Origin of the sequence: Agathobaculum sp. Marseille-P7918, assembly GCF_900625105.1 — a bacterium.
In the GTDB taxonomy this organism is placed as follows: Bacteria; Bacillota; Clostridia; order Oscillospirales; family Butyricicoccaceae; genus Agathobaculum.
In genome coordinates this window covers 60590-87430 of the sequence record NZ_UYYD01000001.1, presented here as the reverse complement: position 1 = coordinate 87430, position 26841 = coordinate 60590, and the positions used below count along the sequence as shown (strand labels likewise).

Here is a 26841-nt window from a genome sequence, read left to right as displayed (position 1 = left end):
AACCGTTCCTCTTTCTCGTCATTCCAAATACATGATATCGTTGCGGGCTGCCATGTGCTTGGCAACGTTATTTTCTTCCCCGCAGCCGATCTCTACAAAAGTGATAGACAATCCCGGCAAATACTGCTTTCGCATGCGCAGCGCGATCCGAAGCAGCTGCTCGCTGGCGGCCTCGCTGCCGTCACCATACAGTGTCAGCTCCGCAGAACCGTGCATGCGCAGCAGACGGGCATAGATGATTTCATACACAACATGCAGCAATGAATAAAACCCGATCGCCGCAAAAATGGCCAGTACAGACTCCCAAAAAACAGGCATGAGACTCCCCTCCTGTTTTCAGGCTATGCCGCAGAACCGATCCCGGTTCCTTTATCTTGATACATTGTATCACAAGTCACGAAAAATGTAAAACGCCATGCAAAAACAGAGCTGCCGGTCTGATACCGACAGCTTTGCTTGCTATGATTCGTGCTTGGTGCACCATTCGGTCAAATCTTCGCTGTTTGTTCCGCGCATTGGGTGTGCGCGGCCGCAGTCTCGCTCATGCGGCGGCAAAGCGATCCCCTCCGGAACGCCATCTGCTTCATTTTGATCGCTGCAAGACGACGCCGGCGTACTGCGCGCCAACCATTCAAACTGTTTTTGCGCCGCCTGCTCCTGATACCGCTTCTGCTTATCCTGCTCGATAGCGCATCCCTCCTTCAAAGGTATTTTGCGCAGCAAAACAGGATTTAGACAAGAAAAAGCTCCCATGTAAAACATGGGAGCTTTTGAAAGATCAATTAGTCAGCGTTGATCTTGGTAACAACGCCGGAACCTACGGTGCGGCCACCCTCACGGATAGCGAAACGCAGACCTTCCTCGATGGCGATCGGGGTGATCAGCTCAACGTCCATCTCAACGTTGTCGCCCGGCATGCACATCTCAACGCCTTCCGGCAGGGTGATAACGCCGGTAACGTCGGTGGTGCGGAAGTAGAACTGGGGACGATAGTTGTTGAAGAACGGAGTATGGCGGCCGCCCTCTTCCTTCTTCAGGACGTAAACCTGGCCGTGGAACTTAGTGTGCGGATGAATGGAGCCCGGCTTAGCCAGAACCTGGCCACGCTCAACCTCATTCTTCTGGATACCACGGAGCAGAGCGCCGATGTTGTCGCCAGCCTCAGCGTAGTCGAGCAGCTTGCGGAACATCTCGATACCGGTAACAACGGTCTTGCGCGGAGCATCCATCAGGCCAACGATCTCAACTTCTTCGCCCATCTTGAGCATACCACGCTCAACACGGCCGGTAGCAACGGTACCACGACCGGTGATGGAGAATACGTCCTCAACCGGCATGATGAACGGCTTGTCAGCAGCACGGTCCGGGGTCGGGATATAGGTGTCAACAGCGTCCATCAGCTCGTGGATGCAAGCATACTCCGGAGCGTTCGGATCGGTGGAATCGCAGGTCAGAACCTGAAGTGCAGAACCACGGATTACCGGGATGTCGTCGCCCGGGAACTCGTAAGAGGACAGCAGGTCGCGGATTTCCATCTCAACCAGATCGAGCAGCTCCTCGTCGTCTACCTGGTCAACCTTGTTCATGAATACAACGATATACGGTACGCCTACCTGACGAGCGAGCAGGATGTGCTCACGGGTCTGGGGCATCGGGCCGTCAGCGGAAGAAACAACCAGGATAGCGCCGTCCATCTGAGCAGCACCAGTGATCATGTTCTTAACGTAGTCAGCGTGGCCCGGGCAGTCAACGTGCGCATAGTGACGGTTCTTGGTGTGATACTCAACGTGCGCAGTGTTGATGGTAATGCCGCGCTCCTTCTCTTCCGGAGCCTTATCGATCGAGTCGTAAGCCTGATATTCAGCCTCGCCCTCGAGAGCCAGCACCTTGGTGATCGCCGCGGTCAGCGTGGTCTTGCCATGGTCAACGTGGCCGATGGTACCGATGTTAACGTGCGGCAGGGAGCGGTCAAATTTTTCCTTTGCCATTGTGGATATCCTCCTCGTAAATTAAATTCAAAGTCATGGTGAATTTATTCTACTGCAAATCACAGAAAATTGCAATAGTTTTAGTCGTTTTTATTGCGGGCGTCGATGATCTTCTCCTGAATGCTCTTCGGCACCTCGGTGTAGTGGCTGGGCTGCATGGTGTACTGGCCACGACCCTGCGTACGAGAACGCAGCGCAGTCGCGTAACCGAACATCTCGCTCAGCGGAACAGCAGCCGAAATCGCCTGCACGCCGCCGCGCGGCTCCATGCCCTGAATCTGGCCACGGCGGGAGTTCAGGTCGCCGATAACGTCGCCCATATAGTCCTCCGGAACCAGAACGTCGACCTGCATGATCGGCTCCATCAGAACCGGATCCGCCTTCTTCATGGCTTCCTTGAACGCCATAGAACCGGCGATCTTGAATGCCATTTCAGAGGAGTCAACTTCGTGATAAGAACCGTCGTACAGCGTAACCTTTACGTCAACAACCGGGTAACCCGCCAGAATACCGGACTGCATAGCGCCCTGAATACCCTGGTTAACAGGCTCGATATATTCCTTCGGGATCGCACCGCCAACGATCTTGTTGATGAACTCATAGCCCTTGCCGGACTCGTTCGGCTCAACGATGATCTTAACATGACCGTACTGGCCCTTACCACCGGACTGACGAGCGTACTTCTGATCCACGTCGGCAGAACGACGGATGGTTTCCTTGTACGCAACCTGAGGCGAGCCAACGTTGGCTTCTACCTTGAATTCACGCAGCAGACGGTCAACGATGATTTCCAGATGAAGCTCGCCCATACCAGCGATAATGGTCTGGCCGGTTTCCTCATCGGTGTAGGTCTTGAAGGTCGGGTCTTCTTCCGCCAGCTTAGCCAGCGCAATGCCCATCTTTTCCTGACCAGCCTTGGTCTTGGGTTCGATCGCAACACGGATAACCGGATCCGGGAACTCCATGGACTCGAGGATGATCGGATGCTTTTCATCACAGAGCGTATCGCCCGTGGTGGTGTTCTTAAAGCCGATGCCCGCAGCGATATCGCCGGAATATACGCAATCGATATCCTGACGATGGTTTGCATGCATCTGAAGAATACGGCCCAGACGCTCGCGCTGATCCTTGGTCGCGTTGAGGACCGAGGAGCCCGCGGTGATGGTACCGGAATATACACGGAAGAAGGTCAGACGACCAACAAACGGGTCGGTCGCGATCTTGAATGCAAGAGCAGCGAACGGCGCGTCGTCGGAAGACGGACGGGAATCCTCTTCATCGGTCTTCGGGTTGATACCCTTGATATCCGGGATATCGGTCGGAGCCGGCATATACTCGACAACCGCATCCAGCAGGGGCTGTACGCCCTTGTTGCGGTAAGCGGTACCGCAGAGTACCGGAACGATCTCGTTGGCGATGGTGCCCTTACGGATCGCAGCCTTGACTTCCGGAATGGTCAGCTCTTCGCCTTCGAGGTACTTCATCATGAGGTCCTCATCCAGCTCGGCAACTGCTTCCCACAGTGCGTCATGGTACTCCTTCGCCTGATCCATCATATCAGCCGGGATATCCTCATCGCGGATATCCTTGCCGAGGTCATCATAATAAACCTCTGCACGCATGGTGATCAGGTCGATGATGCCCTTAAAGGTATCTTCAACGCCGATCGGCAACTGAATCGGAACAGCGTTGCACTTGAGGCGATCCTTCATCATGTGGACAACGTTAAAGAAATCAGCGCCCATGATGTCCATCTTGTTGACGAACGCCATACGCGGAACATGATACTTGTCCGCCTGATGCCATACGGTTTCGGACTGGGGCTCAACGCCGCCCTTGGCGCAGAATACGGTAACCGAACCGTCCAGTACGCGCAGGGAGCGCTCTACTTCTACGGTAAAGTCAACGTGGCCCGGGGTGTCGATGATGTTGATGCGGTGCTCCGGGAACTGATGCTGGGAGCCCGACCAGTGGCAGGTGGTAGCAGCGGAGGTGATGGTAATACCGCGCTCCTGCTCCTGCTCCATCCAGTCCATAGTGGCGGTACCGTCATGGGTATCGCCGATCTTGTGATTTACACCGGTGTAATACAGAATACGCTCGGTGGTAGTGGTCTTACCGGCGTCGATGTGCGCCATGATGCCGATATTTCTGGTTCTTTCCAGGGAATATTCTCTAGGCATATTGCTCTCCTTTCAAACGCTCAGTGGATCGCAGATTAATAACGATAGTGTGCAAACGCCTTGTTTGCTTCCGCCATCTTGTGCGTATCCTCGCGCTTCTTGACAGCACCGCCCAGATTGTTGCAGGCATCCATGATCTCGCCAGCCAGACGCTCGCGCATGGTCTTCTCAGAACGAGCACGGGCATACTTGGTGATCCAGCGCAGGCCCAGGGTCTGACGACGCTCCGGGCGAACTTCCATCGGTACCTGATAGGTAGCACCGCCTACACGGCGCGCCTTGACTTCCAGCGACGGCATGATGTTCTCCATCGCTTCGGTGAAAACCTCCAGCGGTTCACGTCCGGTCTTTTCGCGGACGATATCGAAAGCACCATAAACGACCTTCTGCGAAACGCCCTTCTTGCCGTCGAGCATGATAGAGTTTACCAGCTTGGTGACGAGCTTGGAATTATAAAGCGGATCGGGCAGAACGTCTCTCTTGGGGACATTACCTCTTCTTGGCACTTTACTTCCCTCCTTCAAAATAATTTGATTTCATAGGTACTCCGGCGTGCCTTTATGACAGCCGTTGTAATGCCTGTCCGAGGAAATACACCCGTTTATCAGATAAATCGGATATAAAACGCCTCAGACAAAGCATGCTTTGTGCTTTGCTGAAAACTTTTAATTCTCGCAAAACCTTGTGGGTGGCAAAATTACTTGCCGGCCTTCGGGCGCTTCGCGCCGTACTTGGAACGAGCCTGACGGCGGTTCGCTACACCCTGGGTATCCAGCGTGCCGCGGATGATGTGGTAACGGACACCAGGAAGGTCCTTTACACGGCCACCGCGAACCATTACAACCGAGTGCTCCTGCAGGTTGTGACCTTCGCCCGGGATGTAAGCGGAAACTTCCATCTGGTTGGTCAGCTTAACACGAGCAACCTTACGAAGCGCAGAGTTCGGCTTCTTCGGCGTCATGGTTTTAACCGTCGTGCAGACGCCACGCTTCTGCGGAGCGGACTGATCGGTGGCCTTCTTCTTCTGAGAATTGTAGCCTACCTGCAGAGCCGGTGCCGTAGATTTGTAAACGACTGCCTCGCGACCCTTACGGACGAGTTGGTTAAAAGTTGGCATTTTATTTCCTCCTTCTTTCAAAGATATTTATGAAAAGCGCCTTTGCGCGATTCACCAATAAGAATTCAGCGCAGAACGGTCACGACTGCCGCACCGACATCAATGCCGGCTGCGTCTCCCAGTTCTGTCATCGTGGTGATCTCTGTGAGCTTGGTATCCATTTCATGACACAGCTCATAAATCGGGCCAACCACGCGTTTTTCGGCGTCCAGCGCAACAAAGACCTCTGCGGCTTTGCCGTCACGAATGGCCTTTTTCGACTGCTTCACGCCGATCACTTTGTGCGCCGTGCGAAGTTCTGAAAGCATACTAACCCTCCTATACGGCATACTTCATTAGTATAAGTCTTTCTCTTTCGGAAGTCAAGCATTTTTAAAGAGTTTTTCTTGTTTTTCGGCCAGATTTTACCGAATCCGGCGGCATGCGCAAATTTGCCTTCCTGACTTATCCCAACTGAAGTTACCAAAACAGGGGAACGCCTTTCAGCATTCCCCTGTTCTCTCATTTTTATACGGCTGATTTTATTAATTCCGCCGATTTCTGTTAGTCCAGATCGACTGTCTGCTCGTAATGGCCGTCGCAGTACTCGCTCATGCCGGAACCGGCCGGAATCAGCTTGCCGATGATGACGTTTTCCTTCAGGCCCATCAGCGGATCGACCTTGCCCTTGATCGCGGCATCGGTCAGCACGCGGGTGGTCTCCTGGAAGGAAGCCGCCGACATCCACGAATCGGTTGCCAGAGACGCCTTGGTGATACCCATGAGCGTCGGCTCCGCGATCGCCAGACGCAGGCCTTCTTCGCCCGCATCGATGCGATCCTGCACCTTCTGGTTGTAATCCTCGAACTCGAGCAGGTCCATCACGGAACCCGGCAGCACTTCCGCATCGCCCGCGTCTTCCACGCGCACCTTGCGCATCATCTGACGGACGATAACCTCGATGTGCTTGTCGTTGATATCAACGCCCTGCTGACGGTAAACCTTCTGGACTTCCTTGATCTCGTAGTCGTGCACCGCACGCGGATCCAGGATGCGCAGAATGTCATGCGGGTTGAGCGAACCTTCGTTGAGCTGGAAGCCCTGCGGCACTTCCTGTCCGTCGGTCACGCGGATGCCCGAAGAGGATGCGAGCTGATAGGAACGCATCTCGCCGGATTCCGGGTTGACAATATTGACGGTCTTGACGGTCGTGCGCTTGGATTCCTCGATGGTGACAACGCCGCTGATCTCGGCGAGCGTCGCCGCCTTCTTGGGCTTGCGCGCCTCGAACAGTTCTTCGACTCGCGGAAGACCCTGCGTAATATCCGAACCCGCAACGCCGCCGGTATGGAACGTACGCATGGTCAGCTGGGTGCCCGGCTCGCCGATGGACTGGGCCGCGATGATACCGACAGCCTCGCCCTTGCCGACCAGCGTGCCCATTGCCAGGTTGATGCCGTAGCAATGTGCGCAGACGCCCTTGCGTGCGCGGCACTCGAGCACCGAGCGGATCTGCACGCGGGTGATGCCCGCCGCGATGATCGCGTCCGCATCCGCGTCGTTCATCATCTTGGTCTTGGGCACGATCACCTCGCCGGTCTCCGGATGGCAAACATCGTCAACCGGGAAGCGGCCGAGCAGACGCTCATGCAGCGGCTCGATGATCTGGTTGCCTTCCTTGATATCCTCGACCCAGATGCCCTTGGTCGCGCCGCAGTCGTCCTCGCGGATGATGACATCCTGCGAAACGTCTACCAGACGACGGGTCAGGTAACCCGAGTCCGCCGTACGCAGTGCGGTATCGGCCATGCCCTTTCGAGCACCGCGCGCCGCAATGAAGTATTCGAGTACGGTCAAACCCTCACGGAAGTTGGACTTGATCGGGATTTCGATGGTCTTACCGGAGGTGGACGCCATCAGGCCGCGCATACCGGCCAGCTGACGGATCTGGTTGATCGAACCACGCGCACCGGAATCCGCCATCATATGAATCGGATTGTAGCGCTGTGCCTTCATGTTGTCCTGCAGCTTGGAGGTAACCTTCTTGGTGGTCTCCTCCCACTCTGCAACGGTCAGGCGATAACGCTCCTGATCGGTGATAAAGCCGCGCTTGTAGCGCTTGTCGATCTGCGCAACCTTTTTCTCGGATTCCTTAATCAAGGTATCCTTGCCTTCCGGCACGAGCATATCCGCGACCGCAACGGTCAGCGCGCCCTTGGTGGAGTACTTGTAGCCCATCGCCTTGATCGCGTCGAGCACCTCCGCGGTCACGTTGAAGCCGTGTACGCGGATGCACTTGTCGATGATCTTGCCAAGCTCCTTCTTGCCGCAGGTGAACATGATCTCGAGATCCAGGATCTTCTCCGGATCGGAACGATCGACAAAGCCCAGATCCTGCGGGATGCGCTCGTTGAAAATCAGGCGGCCCGGCGTTGCATCGACGATCTTGGAGATCTTCTTGCCGCCGATTTCGCGCGTCATGCGCACCTTGATCGGCGCATGGATGCCGACGATGCCTTCGGTGTACGCCATGAGCGCCTCATCCGGATCGCGGAACACCTTGCCGGCGCCAGCTTCGGTGTCGCGGTCAATGGTCAGATAATAGGAACCCAGTACCATATCCTGCGACGGAATGGTAACCGGCTTGCCGTCCTGCGGCTTGAGCAGGTTATTGGCCGACAGCATAAGCAGACGCGCCTCGGCCTGCGCCTCAGCGGACAGCGGTACATGCACCGCCATCTGGTCGCCGTCGAAGTCGGCGTTGAATGCCGTACATACCAGCGGATGCAGGCGGATCGCGCGGCCTTCAACCAGCACCGGCTCGAACGCCTGAATACCCAGGCGGTGCAGCGTCGGCGCACGGTTCAGCATAACCGGGTGACCCTTGATGATGCCTTCGAGCACGTCCCAAACCTCAGGCTTGGCGCGCTCGACCATCTTCTTGGCGGACTTGATGTTGGAAGCCGTGCCATCCTCGACCAGCTTCTTCATGACAAAGGGCTTAAACAGCTCGAGTGCCATTTCCTTCGGCAGGCCGCACTGATAAATCTTGAGGTCCGGACCGACGACGATAACCGAACGGCCGGAGTAGTCAACACGCTTGCCGAGCAGGTTCTGACGGAAGCGGCCCTGCTTGCCCTTGAGCATATCGGACAGGGACTTCAGTGCGCGGTTGTTCGGGCCGGTGACGGGACGGCCGCGGCGGCCGTTGTCGATCAGGGCGTCAACCGCTTCCTGCAGCATGCGCTTCTCGTTGCGCACGATAATATCCGGTGCACCCAGCTCGAGCAGACGCTTGAGGCGGTTGTTGCGGTTGATCACGCGGCGGTACAGGTCGTTCAGGTCGCTCGTGGCGAAGCGGCCGCCGTCCAGCTGTACCATCGGGCGGATTTCCGGCGGAATGACCGGAACCACGTCCATAATCATCCATTCCGGACGGTTATGCGACAGGCGGAACGACTCGACGACCTCGAGACGCTTGATGATGCGCAGGCGCTTCTGGCCGGAGGACTCGCGCAGCTCGGTGGTCAGCTCCTTGGAGAGCTGGTCGAGGTCGAGTTCCTGCAGCAGTTCCTTGATCGCCTCCGCGCCCATGCCGGCGCGGAAGTCGTCCTCGTACTTTTCGCGCATATCGCGGTACTCCGCCTCGGTCAGAATCTGCTTCTTCATCAGCGGCGTATCGCCCGGATCGATGACGATATAGTTTGCGAAATACAGGACCTTTTCCAGCACGCGCGGGCTGATGTCGAGGATCAGGCCCATGCGCGACGGAATGCCCTTGAAATACCAGATGTGCGACACCGGCGCGGCCAGCTCAATGTGGCCCATGCGCTCACGGCGTACCTTTGCGCGAGTGACTTCTACGCCGCACTTATCACAGATCTTGCCCTTGAAGCGAACCTTCTTGTACTTACCGCAGTGGCACTCCCAGTCCTTGGTTGGGCCAAAGATGCGCTCGCAGAACAGGCCGTCTTTTTCCGGCTTGAGCGTGCGGTAGTTGATGGTTTCGGGCTTTTTGACTTCACCGTACGACCACTGACGGATCAGGTCAGGAGAGGCCAGACCGATCTTGATGGCGTTAAACGTATGATATCCCATATATTTTAAGATGCTCCTTCCCTATTCACAGATGATTTTTGCTATCCGTCACGCTTATTCGCTCAGGCCATCATCAAAATCATCCACGGCATCATCGCCGTCCTCGACGGCGTTATCCAGCGCAAAGAGATCGGTATCGCCTTCCTCGGCATCGTTGATGCCAAAGCCGGCAGCAGTGAATTCATCATCCGCACCCGAAACAGCCTGTTCCATCGGGCGGATGTAATCCGCTTCGTCCTCGTCATCCTCAGACAGCTCGATGACTTCCATATTCTCGTCGAGCACCTGAATATCCAGGCACAGGCTCTGCAGTTCCTTGACCAGAACCTTGAAGGATTCCGGCACGCCCGGCTGCGGTACGTTGTGACCCTTGACGATTGCCTCGTAGGTCTTGACACGGCCGGTGATATCGTCCGACTTGACCGTCAGGATTTCCTGAAGAGTATAAGCCGCGCCGTACGCCTCGAGGGCCCAAACTTCCATCTCGCCGAAGCGCTGGCCGCCGAACTGCGCCTTGCCGCCCAGAGGCTGCTGGGTAACCAGCGAGTACGGGCCGGTCGAACGGGCATGGATCTTATCGTCTACCAGATGGTGCAGCTTGAGGTAGTACATATAGCCAACGGTAACGCGGTTGTCAAACTGCTCGCCGGTGCGGCCGTCATAAACCACGCTCTTGCCGTCCTCGTTGACGCCGGCCTCGACCAGCATCTCCTTGATATCATCCAGCGTTGCGCCGTCGAATACCGGAGTCTCTACCTTCCAGCCGCGCTTTTTCGCTGCAAAGCCAAGGTGTACCTCAAGTACCTGACCGATGTTCATACGAGACGGAACGCCCAGCGGGTTCAGAACGATATCCAGCGGCGTACCATCTTCCAGGAACGGCATATCTTCCTGCGGCAGAATGCGGGAAACAACACCCTTGTTACCGTGACGGCCCGCCATCTTATCGCCGACCGAGATCTTGCGCTTCTGCGCAATATACACACGGACCACCATGTTGACGCCGGGGCTCAGCTCGTCGCCGTTCTCACGAGTGAATACCTTGACATCGACTACGATGCCGGATTCGCCGTGCGGTGCACGCAGCGAAGTATCGCGCACTTCGCGCGCCTTCTCACCGAAGATCGCGCGCAGCAGGCGCTCTTCCGCGGTCAGCTCGGTCTCGCCCTTGGGCGTTACCTTACCGACCAGAATGTCGCCCGCCTGGATCTCCGCACCGACGCGGATGATGCCGCGCTCGTCAAGGTTGCGCAGCGCATCTTCACCGACATTCGGGATATCACGGGTGATCTCTTCCGGCCCGAGCTTGGTGTCACGGGATTCGGATTCATATTCCTCGATGTGGATCGACGTGTAAACGTCATCACGCACCAGACGTTCGTTCAGCAGAACAGCGTCCTCGTAGTTGTAACCTTCCCAAGTCATAAAGCCGATCAGCGCATTCTTGCCCAGCGCGATCTCGCCCTTGTCGGTCGAAGGACCGTCCGCCAGTACGTCACCCTTCTTGACGCGCTCGCCCAGATCGACGATCGGACGCATGTTGATGCAGGTGGACTGGTTGGAACGCAGGAACTTGGTCAGATGATAGGACTTCTCTTCGCCGTTATCATACAGCACGACCACTTCGCGCGCGGTCACGCGGGTGACAACGCCGTCGCCCTCGGCCAGCGGAATCGTGCCGGAGTCAACCGCAGCCTTGTATTCCATGCCGGTTGCCACGATCGGCGCCTCGGTCTTGAGAAGCGGCACCGCCTGACGCTGCATGTTCGCGCCCATCAGTGCGCGGTTTGCGTCGTCGTGGTCAAGGAACGGAATGAACGCGGTCGCAACCGAAACCATCATACGCGGGGAAACGTCCATCAGGTCAACGTCCTTACGGTCAACCTCGACGAATTCATCGCGCATACGGCAGGTAACACGCTCGTTAAGCAGGTAGCCGTTTTCGTCGATCGGCTCGGTCGCCTGGCAGACGATATATTCGTCCTCGACGTCCGCGGTCATATACTGCACCTGATCGGTCACGCGGCCGTGCTCCTTATCGATGATGCGGTACGGCGCTTCGATGAAGCCAAAGTCGTTGATGCGGGCGTAGGTCGCCAGATAGGAAATCAGGCCGATGTTCGGACCTTCAGGAGTCTCGATCGGGCACAGACGACCGTAGTGCGAATAGTGAACGTCACGCACTTCGAAGGACGCGCGGTCACGCGACAGGCCGCCAGGGCCGAGTGCGGACATACGGCGCTTGTGCGTCAGCTCTGCCAGCGGGTTGTTCTGGTCCATGAACTGACTGAGCGGAGAGGAACCGAAGAATTCCTTGATCGCTGCGGTGACCGGACGGATATTGATCAAGCTCTGCGGAGTGACGATATCCAGATCCTGAATGGTCATGCGCTCACGGATGACGCGCTCCATACGGGAGAAGCCGATGCGGAACTGATTCTGGAGCAGCTCGCCCACGCAGCGCAGACGACGGTTGCCCAGATGGTCGATATCGTCGGTCGTGCCGATGCCGTGGCTCAGACCCAGCAGATAGCAGATCGACGCGAGCATATCATCGACGATGATGGTCTTCGGAATCAGGTCGTGGATGCGGACGCGAACGGTCTTTTTCAGTTCCTCGCCCGAAACGCCCGAGTCGATGATCTCCTTAAGAACGGAGAAGCGGACCTTTTCCTTCACGCCAAGCTCTTCCGCAGAAAAACCGGTGTAGTCGCTGAAGTCATCGATATCCACCATGCCGTTGCCAAACACCTTGACGGCAGTGCCTTCGGTGGACTCGATCGTCACGTTGTTCACGCCGCGGCGGGACAGCAGACGCGCCTTATCGCGGCTCAGCACCTCGTCCGCCTCGGCCAGCACTTCGCCGGTCATCGGGTCAACGGCAGGCTCGAGCAGCTTGTGGCCGGTGATGCGGCGGGCAATGTCCAGCTTCTTGTTGTACTTATAACGGCCGACCGCAGAAATATCATAGCGGCGCACGTCAAAGAACATAGCGTCCATCAGGCTGGTGGCCGACTCCACAGAGGGCGGCTCGCCCGGACGCATCTTCTTGTAAATCTCGATGAGCGCTTCATCCGAGGTGTGCGCCGGGTCCTTATCCAGCGTTGCCAGAATCAGCGGGTCCTCGCCGAACAACTCCTTGATCTCCGCGTCGGTCTTGACGCCGATGGCGCGGATAAAGCTGGTGATCGGGATCTTGCGGTTTTTATCAATACGGACATAGAATACGTCGTTCGCGTCGGTCTCGTACTCGAGCCATGCGCCGCGGTACGGGATGACGGTTGCGGACAGGATCATCTTATCCGTCTTGTCATATTCCTTGCCGTAATATACGCCAGGCGAACGAACGAGCTGCGATACAATGGCGCGTTCCGCACCGTTGATGATGAAGGTCGCGGAATCGGTCATCTTCGGGAAGTCACCCATGAAGATTTCCTGTTCCTTGATCTCACCGGTTTCCTTGTTGCGCAGGCGCATGCGCACCTTCAGGGGCGAAGCGTATGTGGCGTCTCGCGCCTTGCACTCCTCGATGCTGTACTTCGGCTCCTCATCCATCGAGTAATCGAGGAAGGAAAGCTCCAGATTGCCGGTGTAGTCCGTGATGGACGCGGTGTCGGCGAAAACCTCACGCAGTCCCTCATCCAGGAACCACTGATAGGACTTCTTCTGCACCTCAATCAGATTGGGCATCTCCAAAATCTCATTGATGCGTGCAAAGCTCTTTCGTGTGGTTTTGCCGTGCTGTACGTCTTTCACCTTCATGTGCTTTGATCACTCCGTTTCTTTCGGCTGTGTTGGTGTTGATACGCCCGGCGGCGTTGCAAAAATATTGTTTTTGGTCTTGCTTTTGTCAGCAGACCGTGCTAACATGTAATTAGGAATCGGGAAGTTCACCCGATTTTGTTGAGCGTTTTATTATACCATGTTTTTCTACAATAAGTCAATATTGTTTTTGTATAAAAAGCGAATGTTTTCCCGTTTGCTTTTTATTTTTTTACCAAAACAAATGCGCAGACAGAAAGCAGGCCCTTCGCAGCAAGCGAAAGGCCTGTTTTTTTGCATATCCCCTATCGATCAGGAAGCATACTGGATCGTGACGGTCTGGGTCGCATCCGCCCACGAAACCGTGCCGCCAAAGTATTCTACGATAAAACGGATCGGAAGCATCGTCCGGTCATTGACCAGAATAGGTGCTACATCCATCGAATACTGCACCCCGGCGCCGCTCCACGCGGTCTTGCTGCCGATCTGCAGATTGAGCGACTTGCCGTCCATGCTCATCACAACGGTCTCCGAACTGCCGATCCAGCCTACCGTACCGCCCATTGCTTCCACAACCGCGCGGACAGGCAGCAAGGTGCGGTCATTGCGCAGCAGCGGAACCGTACCCTGCGCATCAATGGTCTGACGAACGCCGTTGATATACAAATACGGGCTGCCGATCTGCAAGGTAATGGTATTCGTTTCCTCTGCATTTTCCGTCCAATGCGGATACAGGTTCTGATCCTTCGTCAAGTTGACCGTGGTCGAAGCGGTCACCTGCGTGCCGCCCGTATACGCAGTAAACCAGCCGGCAAAGGTATATCCCTCGCGGGTCGGCGTCTTGGACGGAATCGGATACTTGTCGCCGTTCTGCACGGTATAAGTGCCGTACGAGATCATCGTGCGAAGGTCCATATAAACGAGCGTATAGGTTTCCGGCTCAGGCTCGGGTTCAGTTCCGGTATCCGGATTAACTACCACATCAGGTCCGACCGAAACATCCACTTCCGGTTCGGAAACTTCATTCTTGGTATAATGCGGATATAGGTCAACATCCGAGGTGCCGGTATACGTCATTGACAGCGAAATCTTGGTACCGCCGACCGGATCGGTATACCATCCTGCAAAAGTGTATCCGTCCCGCTCATACGGCTGTGGGAACTGACCGAGATAGGAATAACCGTATCCCGTCCGCAGCGCAACGGTCTTATTTTCCGAATCACTGAGCCAGAAACGGGCAACAGGTTGTTTGCCGGTGGTTGTGAAGGTGTAGGTCGGTCCGGCAATCTTCTGCCCATCGAAATAGCCATAGAACTGGTACTTATACTTAGTGCCCGGCGTCAGCGTGACATGCAGCTCGGAATTGATGTCAAACCAGGAGTGATAAGTTTTGGTGGAATCTTTGACATTGGACACATATTCCGAATGATCAAAGATCTTGCCATCATTTTCATCGAAGAGGATCACACCCATGCGGTTAACCGAAACACCCGCAGGTTTGGTGATCTTGTTGACCACCACGGCGTTGGTGTTGGTGATCTTCTGTTTGGAGGTATAGTTCGAATCGGTCGGCATGGAAAATGTCACGCCGCTTGTATTGGTAACAGAATCCGGCTCGCCAATGTAGAGCCCATCGCCGTCTACCCCAGGAATTCGGATGACGCCTTTGAGCTCCGCCCTCACCACACTGACCTTGGTGTATACGACATTCTGGAAATCTCCTCCGGTTTCATGCACGATCATATGATTCCCCTTGGAATCCTTGCCTGCATAAATCGCCACATGGCCATCAAACCAGATGATGTCACCCAGCTTTGCAACATTCAAATCCGTACCCAAGTTTGTGCCGTAATTGCGCAGTTTTGTGCGGTACGCCCACATATCGATACCGAATTTTTCATAAATCCGGCAAATGAACCCGGAGCAGTCCGCCCCCGGATTGCTGCCGTCAATCTTTGTCCCGCCCCATACATAGGGCACCTTTCCGATGTATTCCATCGCCTTGTCCACAATATCCCGTCCGCTGACCGAAGCCGCTCCAGCCCAAGACAACGGGATCAGTGTGCAAATCATGACTACCGCCAACAACAGACTCAAAATTCTTTTTCTCATGTTACCACCCCAGAAATTTATAGTTTATACAGCAATTGCCATTCCCCATTTTCAATCATACTTCAACGTTCTAAAACTGTCAAGAACCATGCATCCGACACGAAAAAATCCCCCTCTGTTTCAGAGGGGGATTTTCATTTTTAGAGTACCTTAGACAGAAAGTCTTTCAAACGAGGATTTTGCGGATGCTCAAAAAAGGCATGCGGCTCATTTTGTTCTACGATATTGCCGCCGTCCATGAACAGCACACGGGTGCCGACTTCACGGGCAAAGCCCATCTCGTGCGTAACAACGACCATCGTCATGCCGTCTTCCGCCAGTTCCTTCATAATCTCAAGGACCTCGCCGACCATCTCCGGATCAAGTGCCGAAGTCGGCTCGTCAAACAGCATCACGTCCGGGTTCATCGCCAGCGCACGCGCGATCGCGATGCGCTGCTGCTGACCGCCCGAAAGCTGGATCGGATAGCTGTCTGCCTTATCCGGCAGGCCGACACGCTCAAGGAGTTCCATTGCACGCTTGTCCGCTTCCGCATCGGTCATCACTTTGAGCTTGACCGGCGCGAGCTTGATGTTTTCCTTGACCGTCAAATGCGGGAACAGGTTAAACTGCTGAAACACCATGCCCATCTTACGGCGGATCAAGTTGATATCCGTCTGCTTGCTGGTGATGTTCTGACCTTCAAAAATGATTTCACCGCTCGTCGGCTCTTCCAGCAGATTCAGGCAGCGCAGAAAAGTTGATTTGCCCGAGCCGGACGGCCCGATAATAACCACTTTTTCACCCTTTTCGATCTGCTCATTCACGCCAATCAGCACCTTATGATCACCAAAGGATTTGTGTAAGTTTTTAACGCTGATCACTTGCGCGCAGCCTCCTTTCGAGAATACCCAGCAACTTGGTCAGGATCAGTACCATCACCAGATAAATCACCGCGATCGACAAATACGGCATCCACGGCGCATAGGTACGGCTCTGCACAATCATTGCGCCCTTAGTCAGATCCATCAGACCGATTACCGTACAAATCGAGGTTTCCTTGAGCAGCGTAATTAGCTCATTACCCAGTGCCGGCAGGATATTCTTGATCGCCTGCGGAATGATGACATATCGCATGGTAGCTGCATAATTCAGTCCCAGCGAGCGGCCCGCTTCCATCTGTCCTTTGTTGATGGACATAATACCAGAACGCACGATCTCCGCAACATAAGCACCGGAGTTGACGCCGAACGATATAATCGCCGCTGCAATCATGTTTTGCGAAGAACCGAAAATAATAAAGTACATGATCAGCAGCTGAACCGTACTCGGCGTACCGCGAATCACGGTCAGATATACCTTGCAGACGATATTGCCCAAACCGAGCAGCACGCCGCCCAGGCCGCGCCAGTGCACACGCTGCGAATCATAAGCCGAGCGGATGATCGCAATACAAACGCCAATGACAACGCCCAAAATCAGCGCACCGACCGTAACCTCCAGCGTTGTGCCAAGGCCCTTGGCAAAATAGATGTACCACCGGTCGCCCTCAATGAAGGTTTGATAAAATTGGTCCTGAAACCATTGGATAAAATTTGACACCGGCACAATCCCCCTTTTTATTGATTAATATGCGCAGAGGGGGCGGCCAAAAAGGCCGTCCCCACAGCTTTTTCTGCTCACTTAGTCCGCCGTGATATACTTATCAATGATCGACTGAACCGTGCCGTCTTCAATCAGCTCGCCCAGTGCAGCGTCAACCGCATCCTTCAGCGCGGTGTTGTCCTTAGCAAATGCAATGGCGTAATCCTCTTCCGCATAAGCGGTATCCAGAATCTTCAGGCCCTCATTTGCTTCCACATACTTCTGCGCCGGAGCGTTATCGATAACAACGCAGTCAATCTTGCCCTGCGTCAGCGCCATGATGGCGTCCGTACCCTTGCTGTAACGGCTCATCGCTTCTTCGCCAAAGTCATCGGTGCAGTACAGGTCGCCCGTGGTGCCCTGCTGCACGCCGATCTTCTTGCCAGCCAGATCGTCCGGGGAAGTGATATCAGAGCCCTCAGGAACGATGATAGACTGTACGCCGGTTGCATAGGTGCGCGAGAAATCAACGTTCTTTTCGCGGTCCGGGGTAACGGTCATGCCGGCCATACCCATATCAGCCTTGCCGGAAGAAACCGCAGTGATGATCGAATCGAACTCCATGTCGGAAATTGCGAAGTTCAGACCCAGCTTATCCGCAATTGCCTTACCAACCTCAGCATCAATACCGACGATCTCTTCGCCCTCGTAGTACTCATACGGCTCAAAGAACGCATTGGTCGCCATGGTCAGCGTACCGTCAACCGCCAGCTTATAATCCGTATTGGTCTCGGAAGCGGTGCTGTCAGACTGATCGTCCGTGGTCGTCTGCGCGTCGTTGCCGCCGCCGCAGCCGGTCAGCAGCATCGAGCCAGCCAGCAGCATGCTCAGCATAGCAATAGAAAGCTTTTTCATTGTTTTCTTCTCCTCCCAATTGCCGGTTTTTCTACCGGACATTTCAAACAAGATTTATTATACATGGGCTTGTTTAAAGATTCAACCCAAAAATCAGCAAAAACACGATAAAAATCCGGTCCGTTTTCGTCATATCCACAACAAAGCTCCGCTGTGACCATTTTCGCCACCCCTGCATACCCTGACAATACCTTAATTTACAGGAGGCATTCCTATGCGGTATCATCGTGTTCTTACATATGACCGTTCCTTGCAGCACTCCGGCAGACCAATCCACGGCCGGACGGCAACCGCCGAGTCTTTTTCCGGTGACGTGTCTATCTATGCGTCGCCCTCTTCTCAAGCCGAGGTCATCGGCACCGCGCCATGCGGCGCCTGCCTTCAGGTGCTCGGCCGCCGTGCTGATTGGCATGCCATCCGCTACGGACAATACCTTGGCTATGTTCCCGGCGATAAAATTGTGCTGAATTACTAAATTCACCGTGTCTTTGGGACACAAACATCTGTCTTTCTGGCTGGATTTCTCCTTGCGTTCGACCTGCATAGACAGTATAATAGATATGTTCGATGCGATAAACGCAAGGAGGTACGAAATTTCGTGTATCAGATTTTGAAAAAGCAGACGCTCAACGCCAACACCAAGCTGATGGTGATTGACGCGCCGCATGTGGCGCGCAAGGCCGAGCCCGGCCAGTTTATTATCCTGCGCGTGAGCGAGGACGGCGAGCGTATCCCGCTTACCATTGCGGACTATAACCGCGAGACGGGTGCGGTCACGATTATTTTCCAGGAGGTCGGCGCAACGACCATGGCGCTCGGCGCGCTGAACGAAGGCGACTGCCTGCATGACTTTGTCGGCCCGCTGGGCAAGGCAAGCGAATTTGACGGCATGAAGAAGGTTGCGGTCGTCGGCGGCGGCCTCGGCTGTGCCATCGCCTATCCGCAGGCCAAGAAGCTGCATGAGATGGGCTGTGAAGTAGACCTGATCGCTGGCTTCCGCAACAAGGATATCATCATCCTCGAAGATGAGATGAAGGCCGCTTCCACCAACCTTTATATTATGACCGACGACGGTTCGAATGGCCACAAGGGTTTCGTCACCGACAAGCTCAAGGAACTGATCGACGCGGGCAACCAGTATGACGCAGTCATTGCGATCGGCCCGATGATTATGATGAAGTTTGTTTCCGAAGTGACCCGCCCCTACGGCATCAAGACCATCGTTTCCATGAACACCATCATGGTAGACGGCACCGGCATGTGCGGCGGCTGCCGCCTGACGGTCGGCGGCGAGACCAAGTTCGCCTGCGTGGACGGCCCGGACTTTGACGGCCATCTTGTCGATTTTGACAGTGCAATGCGCCGCGGTGCGATGTACAAGGCACAGGAAAAGCAGGCAGTGGAACGCCGCGAGGACCACTGCAACCTGTTCAAGATGGAGGTCAAGTAATCATGCCGAATATGAATCCGAAAAAGATGCCCATGCCCGAGCAGGCGCCGGACGTGCGCAATAAGAATTTCGAAGAAGTAACGCTGGGCTATACGCCGGAAATGGCGATCGAAGAAGCACAGCGCTGCCTCAACTGTAAGAACAAGCCCTGCATCACCGGCTGCCCGGTTCAGGTCAAGATCCCGGAGTTTATCGCGCTGGTCGCCGAAGGCAAGTTCCTTGAAGCGGCCGCCAAGATCAAAGAGACCTCTGCCCTGCCGGCTGTCTGCGGCCGTGTGTGCCCGCAGGAAACCCAGTGTGAGATGAAGTGTGTGCGCGGCATCAAGGGCGAGCCGGTCGCGATCGGCCGTCTGGAGCGCTTTGTTGCCGACTATGCGCGCGAGCATGGCGAAGAGAAGCCGGTGAAGCCCGCTTCCAACGGCCACAAGTGCGCGATCGTAGGCGCCGGCCCTGCCGGCCTGACCTGCGCGGGCGATCTGGCGCGTATGGGTTACGAGGTGACCGTATTCGAAGCGCTGCACACCGCGGGCGGTGTGCTGATGTACGGCATTCCGGAATTCCGTCTGCCCAAGGCGATCGTACAGAAGGAAATCGATACGCTCAAGGACCTCGGCGTTGAATTTGTGCTCAACTTTGTTGTCGGCCGCTCGGAGACCATCGACGAGCTGTTTGCCGACGGCTATGAAGCGATTTTCGTCGGCTCGGGCGCGGGCCTGCCGTCCTTCCTGGGCGTACCGGGCGAAAACGCAAACGGCGTGTACTCGGCTAACGAGTATCTGACCCGCATCAACCTGATGAAGGCCTACAAGGAAGGCTCGGATACCCCGATCTTCCACGCGCACAAGGTTGCGGTCGTCGGCGGCGGCAACGTTGCCATGGACGCGGCGCGCTGCGCCAAGCGCATGGGCGCGGAAGAGGTTTACATCGTTTACCGCCGTTCGGAAAAGGAGCTGCCCGCGCGTCTGGAAGAGATCCATCACGCCAAGGAAGAGGGCATCATCTTCAAGTTCCTGACCGCGCCGCTCGAAGTGCTGTCGGACGAGAATTACAACGTCACCGGCATGAAGTGCCAGCAGATGGAACTGGGTGAGCCGGATGAGTCCGGCCGCCGCCGTCCGGTCCCCGTGCCGGGCAGCGAGTTTACGCTCGATCTGGACTGCGTAATCGCCGCGATCGGCACCAGCCCGAACCCGCTGATCCGTCACACCACCCCGGGTCTGGAAACCAACCGCAAGGGCTGCATCATTGCGGATGATGAGCACGGCATCACGTCCAAGGACGGTGTGTTCGCCGGCGGCGACGCCGTTACCGGCGCTGCCACCGTTATTCTCGCGATGGGCGCGGGCAAGCGCGCTGCCGCTGCGATGGACGAATACATCAAGAACAAGCAGTAAACAACATAAAAAAAGCACCGCCAATCGGCGGTGCTTTTTTTATCCCGATCAAGCAGCCGCCGGACAGCAAGGAACTTCTCCCCTGCCGTCCGGCGATTGATTTTCGAAGCAATGCTCAGCGCACTTCTTCCAGTGCACCGGAAAGCTCGGCTTGCAGTGTTGCGGTCGAAACACGCAGCACCTGCGACGCAATGTGACCGTTCCGTACGGTCTGCACCAGTACTGCATCTTCCCCCTGTTCCAACGCGATGCCGGAATGCGACAACGCCCACAGACCGCCATCATACTGGGCGGGCAGGCCGGTAAACGAGAACGTCCAGTCATTCCCCGACCGCTCCACGGACTGCACGCAAGCCAGCGGTACCGTGCCATATCCATACAGCAGCGCAGTTTTCTCTGCTCCGGACAAATCAGCTGCATCTCGGCGATAGGCCTGCGTATAGGCATCCACCATCGGCGCGTCCAGCGTGACCGTTCCTTCCGAAACCGCCGTGCCGTCCGTGCGGTTGGCCGTCGTATAATCCTGCGTCTGCACGGTCAGGCTGCTCTTCCCGTCGGATATCACATTGGCTTCCAAACCGCCGCGCACGGCAAATTGCTCCAGCGCAGCCATGTCTGCCGTCGCTGTGCGATACTGCGCATAGGTGTCAAACAGCGCCTGATACGGCTCGGCCGCCTGCGCGTCCACCGCGCCGTCCGCAACCAACTGCTCCAGCAGCGTTTGTTCGCTGTCCTTCGGTGGGAGCGACAAAGCCGTGTAGCTGGCAGCCGCCACATCGTCGCGCAAAAAGTCTGCCGTATCGATCACCGCGGCATCATACAACCCGATTTGCTGCGCAAAGACGTCCACGTCCGTATAAGTAAAGTCACCGTCCGCCTCGGTATATCCAAGGGCGCGCAGGACAAACGCCGCATACATCTGTGCAGTGCAGGATTCCTCGGGGGCAAATTCGGTCGCCGACACACCGGTCGTCGCACCGATCTCATACAGATATTGCACATAAGGCTTTTCCCAATCCTGCAAATCGGTAAACGGCGCAGAATAGGTAAGCGTCAGCGCGGACTGTTCTTCTCCCAGCAGGCGCACCAGCATGACCGCTGCCTCGCCGCGCGTGGGCGCACGGTCCAGCTCATAGCCCTGCTCGGTTCCCTGAAACAGCCCCAAATCCTGCAAGTGCTCGGCACACACCGTATTATCCGCAGCAGCTGCCGAAACCGTTAACGCACCGGCCAATAACGCTCCGGCGATCGCCGCTCGAAACCAATGTCTCATTGTCATACGCTCCTTCATTCTTCGGTCTTTTTATCTTATCATACATTTGCGGTTTTTCCAACAGAAAACGGACATACTACCCCAAAGAAAGGGAGTGTTCGATTTGACCAGTATGCAAAAATGCGGTGTGATCGGCGTCGGTTTTGTGGGCGCCACCTGTGCCTATACGCTGGCGGTTTCCGGCCTGTTTTCCGAAGTGGTGCTCGTGGACATGAACCGCAAAAAGGCGGAAGGCGAAGCCGCGGATATCAACCACGGGGTTTCTTTTGCAAAACCCTGCTTTGTGCGCGCCGGAGACTATGGCGATCTGGCCGCATGCGGTCTGGTCATCATTGCCGCAGGCGCCAACCAGAAGCCCGGTGAAACGCGCATTGAGCTGCTGCACCGAAACCGTGTGATCCTGTCCTCCATCATGGAGCAGCTGACCGCCGTCAACCGCGACGCCGTGCTGCTGATCGTGTCCAACCCAGTGGACGTGCTCACCTGCATGGCGCAGCAGCTTTCCGGCTTCCCGGCCGGTCATGTGATCGGCTCGGGCACGGTGCTGGACACCGCGCGGCTCAAATATCTGGTCGGCCAAAAGCTCGGTGTGGACAGCCGCAATGTGCATGCCTTCATCATCGGTGAACACGGCGACAGCGAACTGGCCGTATGGTCGAGCGCCAATCTGTCCGGCGTGGATCTGGACGACTATTGCCGCATCACCGGCATTGCCGAGCCTGCCGAGCTGCTGCATCATATTTACGAAAGTGTGCGCGATGCTGCGTATTCCATCATCGAAAGCAAAGGCGCCACCTACTACGGCATCGGCATGGCGGTCCGCCGCATTGCAGAGGCGATTGTCCGCGACGAACATTCCGTCCTGCCGGTATCCTCTCTGATCCGCGGACATTACGGCGTGGACGGGATTTGCCTAGGCCTGCCTTCGATCGTGGGTCGAAACGGCGTCGAAGCTGTGCTCGATATTCCGCTGTCCGCAGAGGAACTCAGCCGCCTGCAAAGCTCGGCACAAAAAATGAAAGCATTGATCCAGGAACTCCACTGAGCGTCCCATGAATTCATACGCATCACAGCCGCTTTTCCCGCATAGCGCCTGACAAAAAATTGCAGATCACCACCACCATCTGCCCAACTTGTGATACAATAAGACATAAGGGGTGGTTTGCCATGCAGATGGACGCGTTCATTCATCTTGCGCCGGAATACAATGCGCTGCGCCCCATACTGGAGCTGAGCGTTGTCATTCCGGCCGCTGTTTTATGTTTCTTACCCTTGAAGGGCAAATTGAAACGTTCTGCGCACGCGCTGGTTTCGCTCGGGCTTCCCTTTCTCGTGCTTTGGACGGTTGCCGGCGGCCTGATTTGTAATACCCTTTCCTGGAAATCCAACACCTGGCTTGCTCCGTCGCTGGTGGCTTTCGCTGTATTCTATTGCTGGATCTCCGATTTATCCGTCTGGAAAACCATCAGTGTTTTTCTGGCTGTGTGCGCGGTCTTTTCCTGCCTAACCAACTTGGCTACCACCGCGGATGCCCTGCTTGCCCCAGAAAACCATTCGCCATGGTTTACCCTTCCCGGTGTTGCCATCCATATCCTGCTTTGCTGGGCCGTGCTCGCTTGCGTCTGGTATCCCGCCACTCACGCCGCGCGATGGCTCCTGTCCGAATGGGAGATGCCAACTACCTGGTATGTATTCTGGCTTCTGCCGGTTGTTTTTATCGGCATCAATATTTTTATCCAGCCGCTGGACTACAACACGCTCTACACCGGCCGTATGATGATCATATACCCGGTCATGACTTTTATTTTGCTGTGCCTGCTCTTGTTCCTCTATCTGATGTTTTATTTGATGGCACGCGGACTGGGTCAGGAAATGCGTCTGGAACAGGAAAACGAAATCCTGCAAATGCAGTCCGCTCAATACCGCCTGCTGCAAAAAAACATGGAGGAAACCCGCCGCGCCCGGCATGACCTGCGCCATCATTTCGTTGCCTTACAGGGATATATCCAAAGCGGCGACCTGCAATCGGTTTCCAATTATGTGCATGCGCATATCAAAGCCCTGCCGCTCGACGCTCCGCAGCTCTACTGCAAAAACCTTGCGGTCAATGCTGTGCTGCACTACTATGCCGAACAGGCAATGCAGAATGCTATCGATTGGGACATTTCCGTCCAGATGGGCGATGATACCGTTATTCCGGAAACCGAGCTCTGCTCCCTGATCGGCAACCTGCTGGAAATCGCATTGGAAGCCTGCGCCAGCATACCAGGCGATCGTTTTATTCAGGTGCGGATTTGTCAGGACCGGGCGTCCCATCTGGTCATCACCGTGGATAACAGCTGTCAGGAATCCCCGCAATGGGAATCCGGCCACCTGCGCTCCACCAAGCATAGAGGATTCGGTTTTGGAACACAATCCGTTTAAGTCACCGCAAAGCATTATCATGGGACAGCGCGTTTTGAATGGAAGGATGGGATCTTTTATTCGTCCGTACTGCTCCATCGTCCTGAGTAAACCGAAAAATGCAGAAAAAACCGGCGGAAGTTCCGCCGGTTTTTTTGATAAGAAGCCCTTGATAGGATTTGAAAAATCGTTATGCTGCGGGAGCGTTTGCGCCGCCGATCATATCCACATAGGTATCCAGATCGTTCGGCAGCGTCACCGTTACGTTGCCGCCCAGTGCGTTGACGTCGCAATCCATGCTCATGTTCATGGTGACCGTCTCACCTTCCACGGTCATCGACATCTTCATCGTCATGCCCATATTCTTGATGCTGCCGCCGGATACCGTTACCTTGGAGGTCATATCTTCCAGCTGAACGCTGATATCGACCGTATTTGGATCCATGCCCATATTGGCCAGAACCGAATTGACCAATGCGTTCACGCCGGACGAAGAATACTGCACTGTCATCGCGCTGCCCGACTCGCTGATGGACTCAATCAGGCAAAGCGGTTCGGAGGACTGCATGCCGGTCAGATCGCCCAGCTGCGCCATCACATCTTCAAAAGACATATCCATCTTGACCTTCTGGCCACCCATGTTCATGTAATAAACGCCGTCGGTATAGTAGTAAGCAATATCCTGATTGATGGTGGTCTCCGCACCCGGTTCCACCAGTGCTTCGTTCATTTCCATCTTGACCGTTCCGGTCACTGCGATCTTGGACTGATCCATATGCGCCGTATTCAGATCCATCTTCATGCGCAGCGGCATGGACAGATCCATCACCTTGACGCCGCTCATCGTCACATCCGCTACAATGTTAGCCGACATATCCGATTTGGTTGCACCATTCATCTGTTTGGAAGCATCCATATAATCGTTGTAACGGCCGAAGAACGTCAGCAGGTTGTCCGCCTTGCTCTTATCTACTGCGCCGTCCGCTACCAACTTCTTCAGCAGGGCGGTATCTTTTTCACCCTTGACATCCGTGTTGAGCGCCGTCAGGCTCATCGCTGCAACATGATCGCGCAGGAAGTTGCTCTGATCGCAGTTGGCATAGTCCACCAGACCGATCGACTCACCAAACGGAATCGCCTGTGCGTAAGTAAAATCGCCGCCGGCTGCATCACTGTAACCCAGCGCACGCAGCAGGAAGGTTGTGTACATCTGCGCCGAGCAGGTGTCTTCCGGCTCAAACGTGGTCGCGGTCGCGCCCGTCGTCAAGCCGTTTTCATACAGATACTGTACATACGGTTCCTGCCAGGAATCCAGATCGGTAAACGGCGCGGTATACTCCAGTGTCTTGGCTTCCGCTTCCTTGCCCAGCAGACGCACCAGCATGGTCGCCGCCTCGGCGCGTGTCGGCGCACGATCCAGTTCATAGCCCTGCTGTGTGCCCTGGAACAGGCCGAGATCCTTGAGCTGATCTGCACAGTGGCCAAAGTTGGCAGCCCCCGCCGTTGCCATCAGGCCAACCGCTGCCACAGCCGCGATCAACGCAATTCTGATTTTGCTTTTCATAGAGTGACCTCCTTTTATTGAACAGTACAACATACTGTTGTTTGTTTCATTCTATCATTTCAGTTCAGCAAAGTAAATAGTTTATGTAAGAATTATTGAGAAATCGTTTTACATTTTTTACAAAAAAGCGGACTGTCCAGTGGACAGTCCGCTGCAATTTACTTTTGCATGACAACCAAATGGGGATAAGCAATATCAATCCCGTTCTGCTCATACGTCTTTTTGATGTTTTCCAACACCTTGCATTTCAGGCCAAACGCCGTGCTGTTATCCTTTGCCCACAGCGACGCGCGCAATATGACAGACGAATCCGCCAGTTCCAGCAAAACCACCTGCACCGGCGGCGCACCTGCCGCTTTCTGCTCCGGTGTGCGCACATCGAGAAAATCCGGCTGCTGCAAAATCTCCTCGGCCAGCAGCTTTTTCGCCATCTCCACATTGGATTCATAGGTAATGCCGATCTGCATGAATACGCAGACCTTGCTGTCGGCATAGTCGGCATTTTCAATGATCGCGCTGTTCATTTTGCTGTTTGGAATGATGACGCGCTTGTTTTCCCAGGTGCGGATGGCAGTATGGTGCAGCGTAATCTCTTCGATCACGCCGGAAATATCGTTGTCGATATACCGCACCACATCGCCCATCCGGAAGGGCTTAAACGCGAGAATCATCATGCCGCTGACTACACTGCCGAGCGCTTCCTGCGCGGCAAGGCCGGCCACCACAGCGATGACGCCGCCTGCGGTCAACAGGGTGCGCACCGCGCTCGACAGCAGCGGGATGCTGTACACCACAACCATGACGCCGGCAAAATATACCGCCGCTACCGCGATATAGCGGGCAAATCCCAGCACGGTCGCCGCGCCGCTGTTGGTTTTCCGATGCCGGTCCACCAACCGGCGCATCACCCGGTTGACCAATTTTGCGAGCAGGAATGTGACAACCAGCACCAGCACCGCAAAAACGATCGAACCGATGACCGATCCTGCCTTGCTTTGTAAAAACGGCTGCAGCAATTCAAGCATGCGCTGTCTCCTTCC

Annotated in this window: 20 protein-coding genes; 5 read left to right on the top strand and 15 right to left on the bottom strand. The window is 55.5% G+C overall.

Annotated elements, in window-relative coordinates:
- Positions 1 to 18: 18 nt before the first annotated feature.
- The 12 genes from EJL02_RS00365 to EJL02_RS00310 all read right to left on the bottom strand — a co-directional run bounded on the left by EJL02_RS00365 (position 19) and on the right by EJL02_RS00310 (position 17717).
- On the bottom strand, positions 19 to 318 hold the full coding sequence (locus EJL02_RS00365) for a hypothetical protein (RefSeq protein WP_125114442.1): 300 nt from the start codon (positions 316 to 318) through the stop codon (positions 19 to 21).
- A 464-nt stretch (positions 319 to 782) separates the two neighbouring features.
- Positions 783 to 1988 (bottom strand): elongation factor Tu, encoded by a 1206-nt coding sequence (gene tuf, locus EJL02_RS00360; RefSeq protein ID WP_125114441.1) that lies wholly within the window; start codon positions 1986 to 1988, stop codon positions 783 to 785.
- 80 nt (positions 1989 to 2068) lie between these two features.
- Positions 2069 to 4171, bottom strand: a complete 2103-nt coding sequence (gene fusA, locus EJL02_RS00355) for an elongation factor G (protein WP_125114440.1) — start codon at positions 4169 to 4171, stop codon at positions 2069 to 2071.
- A gap of 35 nt (positions 4172 to 4206) precedes the next feature.
- On the bottom strand, positions 4207 to 4677 hold the full coding sequence (gene rpsG, locus EJL02_RS00350) for a 30S ribosomal protein S7 (protein ID WP_054327683.1): 471 nt from the start codon (positions 4675 to 4677) through the stop codon (positions 4207 to 4209).
- A gap of 191 nt (positions 4678 to 4868) precedes the next feature.
- Entirely contained in the window at positions 4869 to 5288 is a 420-nt protein-coding gene (rpsL, locus tag EJL02_RS00345; RefSeq protein ID WP_054327684.1) for a 30S ribosomal protein S12, read from the bottom strand.
- A 65-nt stretch (positions 5289 to 5353) separates the two neighbouring features.
- Positions 5354 to 5596, bottom strand: coding sequence for a ribosomal L7Ae/L30e/S12e/Gadd45 family protein (locus EJL02_RS00340; protein ID WP_125114439.1), 243 nt, complete (start codon positions 5594 to 5596; stop codon positions 5354 to 5356).
- A gap of 235 nt (positions 5597 to 5831) precedes the next feature.
- On the bottom strand, positions 5832 to 9365 hold the full coding sequence (gene rpoC, locus EJL02_RS00335; RefSeq protein ID WP_125114438.1) for a DNA-directed RNA polymerase subunit beta': 3534 nt from the start codon (positions 9363 to 9365) through the stop codon (positions 5832 to 5834).
- A 54-nt stretch (positions 9366 to 9419) separates the two neighbouring features.
- The gene (rpoB, locus tag EJL02_RS00330) at positions 9420 to 13127 is read right to left on the bottom strand and encodes a DNA-directed RNA polymerase subunit beta (protein ID WP_125114437.1); all 3708 of its coding nucleotides are present in this window, start codon (positions 13125 to 13127) and stop codon (positions 9420 to 9422) included.
- A 312-nt stretch (positions 13128 to 13439) separates the two neighbouring features.
- The gene (locus EJL02_RS00325) at positions 13440 to 15200 is read right to left on the bottom strand and encodes a stalk domain-containing protein (protein WP_164510212.1); all 1761 of its coding nucleotides are present in this window, start codon (positions 15198 to 15200) and stop codon (positions 13440 to 13442) included.
- A gap of 179 nt (positions 15201 to 15379) precedes the next feature.
- A complete protein-coding gene (locus EJL02_RS00320) occupies positions 15380 to 16102 on the bottom strand; it encodes an amino acid ABC transporter ATP-binding protein (protein WP_125114435.1) in 723 nt (240 codons plus the stop codon).
- Positions 16089 to 16820: an amino acid ABC transporter permease gene (locus EJL02_RS00315; RefSeq protein ID WP_243114364.1), complete on the bottom strand. Its 732-nt coding sequence runs from the start codon at positions 16818 to 16820 to the stop codon at positions 16089 to 16091. The genes EJL02_RS00320 and EJL02_RS00315 overlap by 14 nt, the downstream gene beginning before the upstream one ends.
- Before the next feature lie 81 nt (positions 16821 to 16901).
- Positions 16902 to 17717: an ABC transporter substrate-binding protein gene (locus EJL02_RS00310; RefSeq protein ID WP_125114434.1), complete on the bottom strand. Its 816-nt coding sequence runs from the start codon at positions 17715 to 17717 to the stop codon at positions 16902 to 16904.
- Between the two features lie 214 nt (positions 17718 to 17931).
- Here EJL02_RS00310 and EJL02_RS00305 point away from each other — a divergent pair, with 214 nt between their 5' ends.
- The 3 genes from EJL02_RS00305 (at position 17932) to gltA (ending at position 20561) form a co-directional block, all read left to right on the top strand.
- A complete protein-coding gene (locus EJL02_RS00305; RefSeq protein WP_125114433.1) occupies positions 17932 to 18192 on the top strand; it encodes an SH3 domain-containing protein in 261 nt (86 codons plus the stop codon).
- Between the two features lie 123 nt (positions 18193 to 18315).
- Positions 18316 to 19167: a sulfide/dihydroorotate dehydrogenase-like FAD/NAD-binding protein gene (locus EJL02_RS00300; RefSeq protein ID WP_125114432.1), complete on the top strand. Its 852-nt coding sequence runs from the start codon at positions 18316 to 18318 to the stop codon at positions 19165 to 19167.
- Positions 19168 to 19169: 2 nt separating this feature from the next.
- Complete coding sequence (gltA, locus tag EJL02_RS00295) at positions 19170 to 20561, top strand: NADPH-dependent glutamate synthase (RefSeq protein WP_125114431.1); 1392 nt, start codon at positions 19170 to 19172, stop codon at positions 20559 to 20561.
- A gap of 115 nt (positions 20562 to 20676) precedes the next feature.
- On the opposite strand, the gene EJL02_RS00290 is transcribed toward gltA, so the two are convergent.
- The gene (locus EJL02_RS00290; protein ID WP_125114430.1) at positions 20677 to 21834 is read right to left on the bottom strand and encodes a hypothetical protein; all 1158 of its coding nucleotides are present in this window, start codon (positions 21832 to 21834) and stop codon (positions 20677 to 20679) included.
- A gap of 112 nt (positions 21835 to 21946) precedes the next feature.
- Between EJL02_RS00290 and EJL02_RS00285 the strand changes: the two genes are divergently transcribed.
- The gene (locus tag EJL02_RS00285; protein WP_125115015.1) at positions 21947 to 22879 is read left to right on the top strand and encodes an L-lactate dehydrogenase; all 933 of its coding nucleotides are present in this window, start codon (positions 21947 to 21949) and stop codon (positions 22877 to 22879) included.
- Positions 22880 to 22938: 59 nt separating this feature from the next.
- Positions 22939 to 24258 (top strand): sensor histidine kinase, encoded by a 1320-nt coding sequence (locus tag EJL02_RS00280; RefSeq protein ID WP_243114363.1) that lies wholly within the window; start codon positions 22939 to 22941, stop codon positions 24256 to 24258.
- Between the two features lie 169 nt (positions 24259 to 24427).
- On the opposite strand, the gene EJL02_RS00275 is transcribed toward EJL02_RS00280, so the two are convergent.
- Positions 24428 to 25801 (bottom strand): S-layer homology domain-containing protein, encoded by a 1374-nt coding sequence (locus EJL02_RS00275; RefSeq protein WP_164510210.1) that lies wholly within the window; start codon positions 25799 to 25801, stop codon positions 24428 to 24430.
- A gap of 158 nt (positions 25802 to 25959) precedes the next feature.
- The gene (locus EJL02_RS00270) at positions 25960 to 26826 is read right to left on the bottom strand and encodes a mechanosensitive ion channel family protein (RefSeq protein ID WP_125114428.1); all 867 of its coding nucleotides are present in this window, start codon (positions 26824 to 26826) and stop codon (positions 25960 to 25962) included.
- Positions 26827 to 26841: the final 15 nt, after the last annotated feature.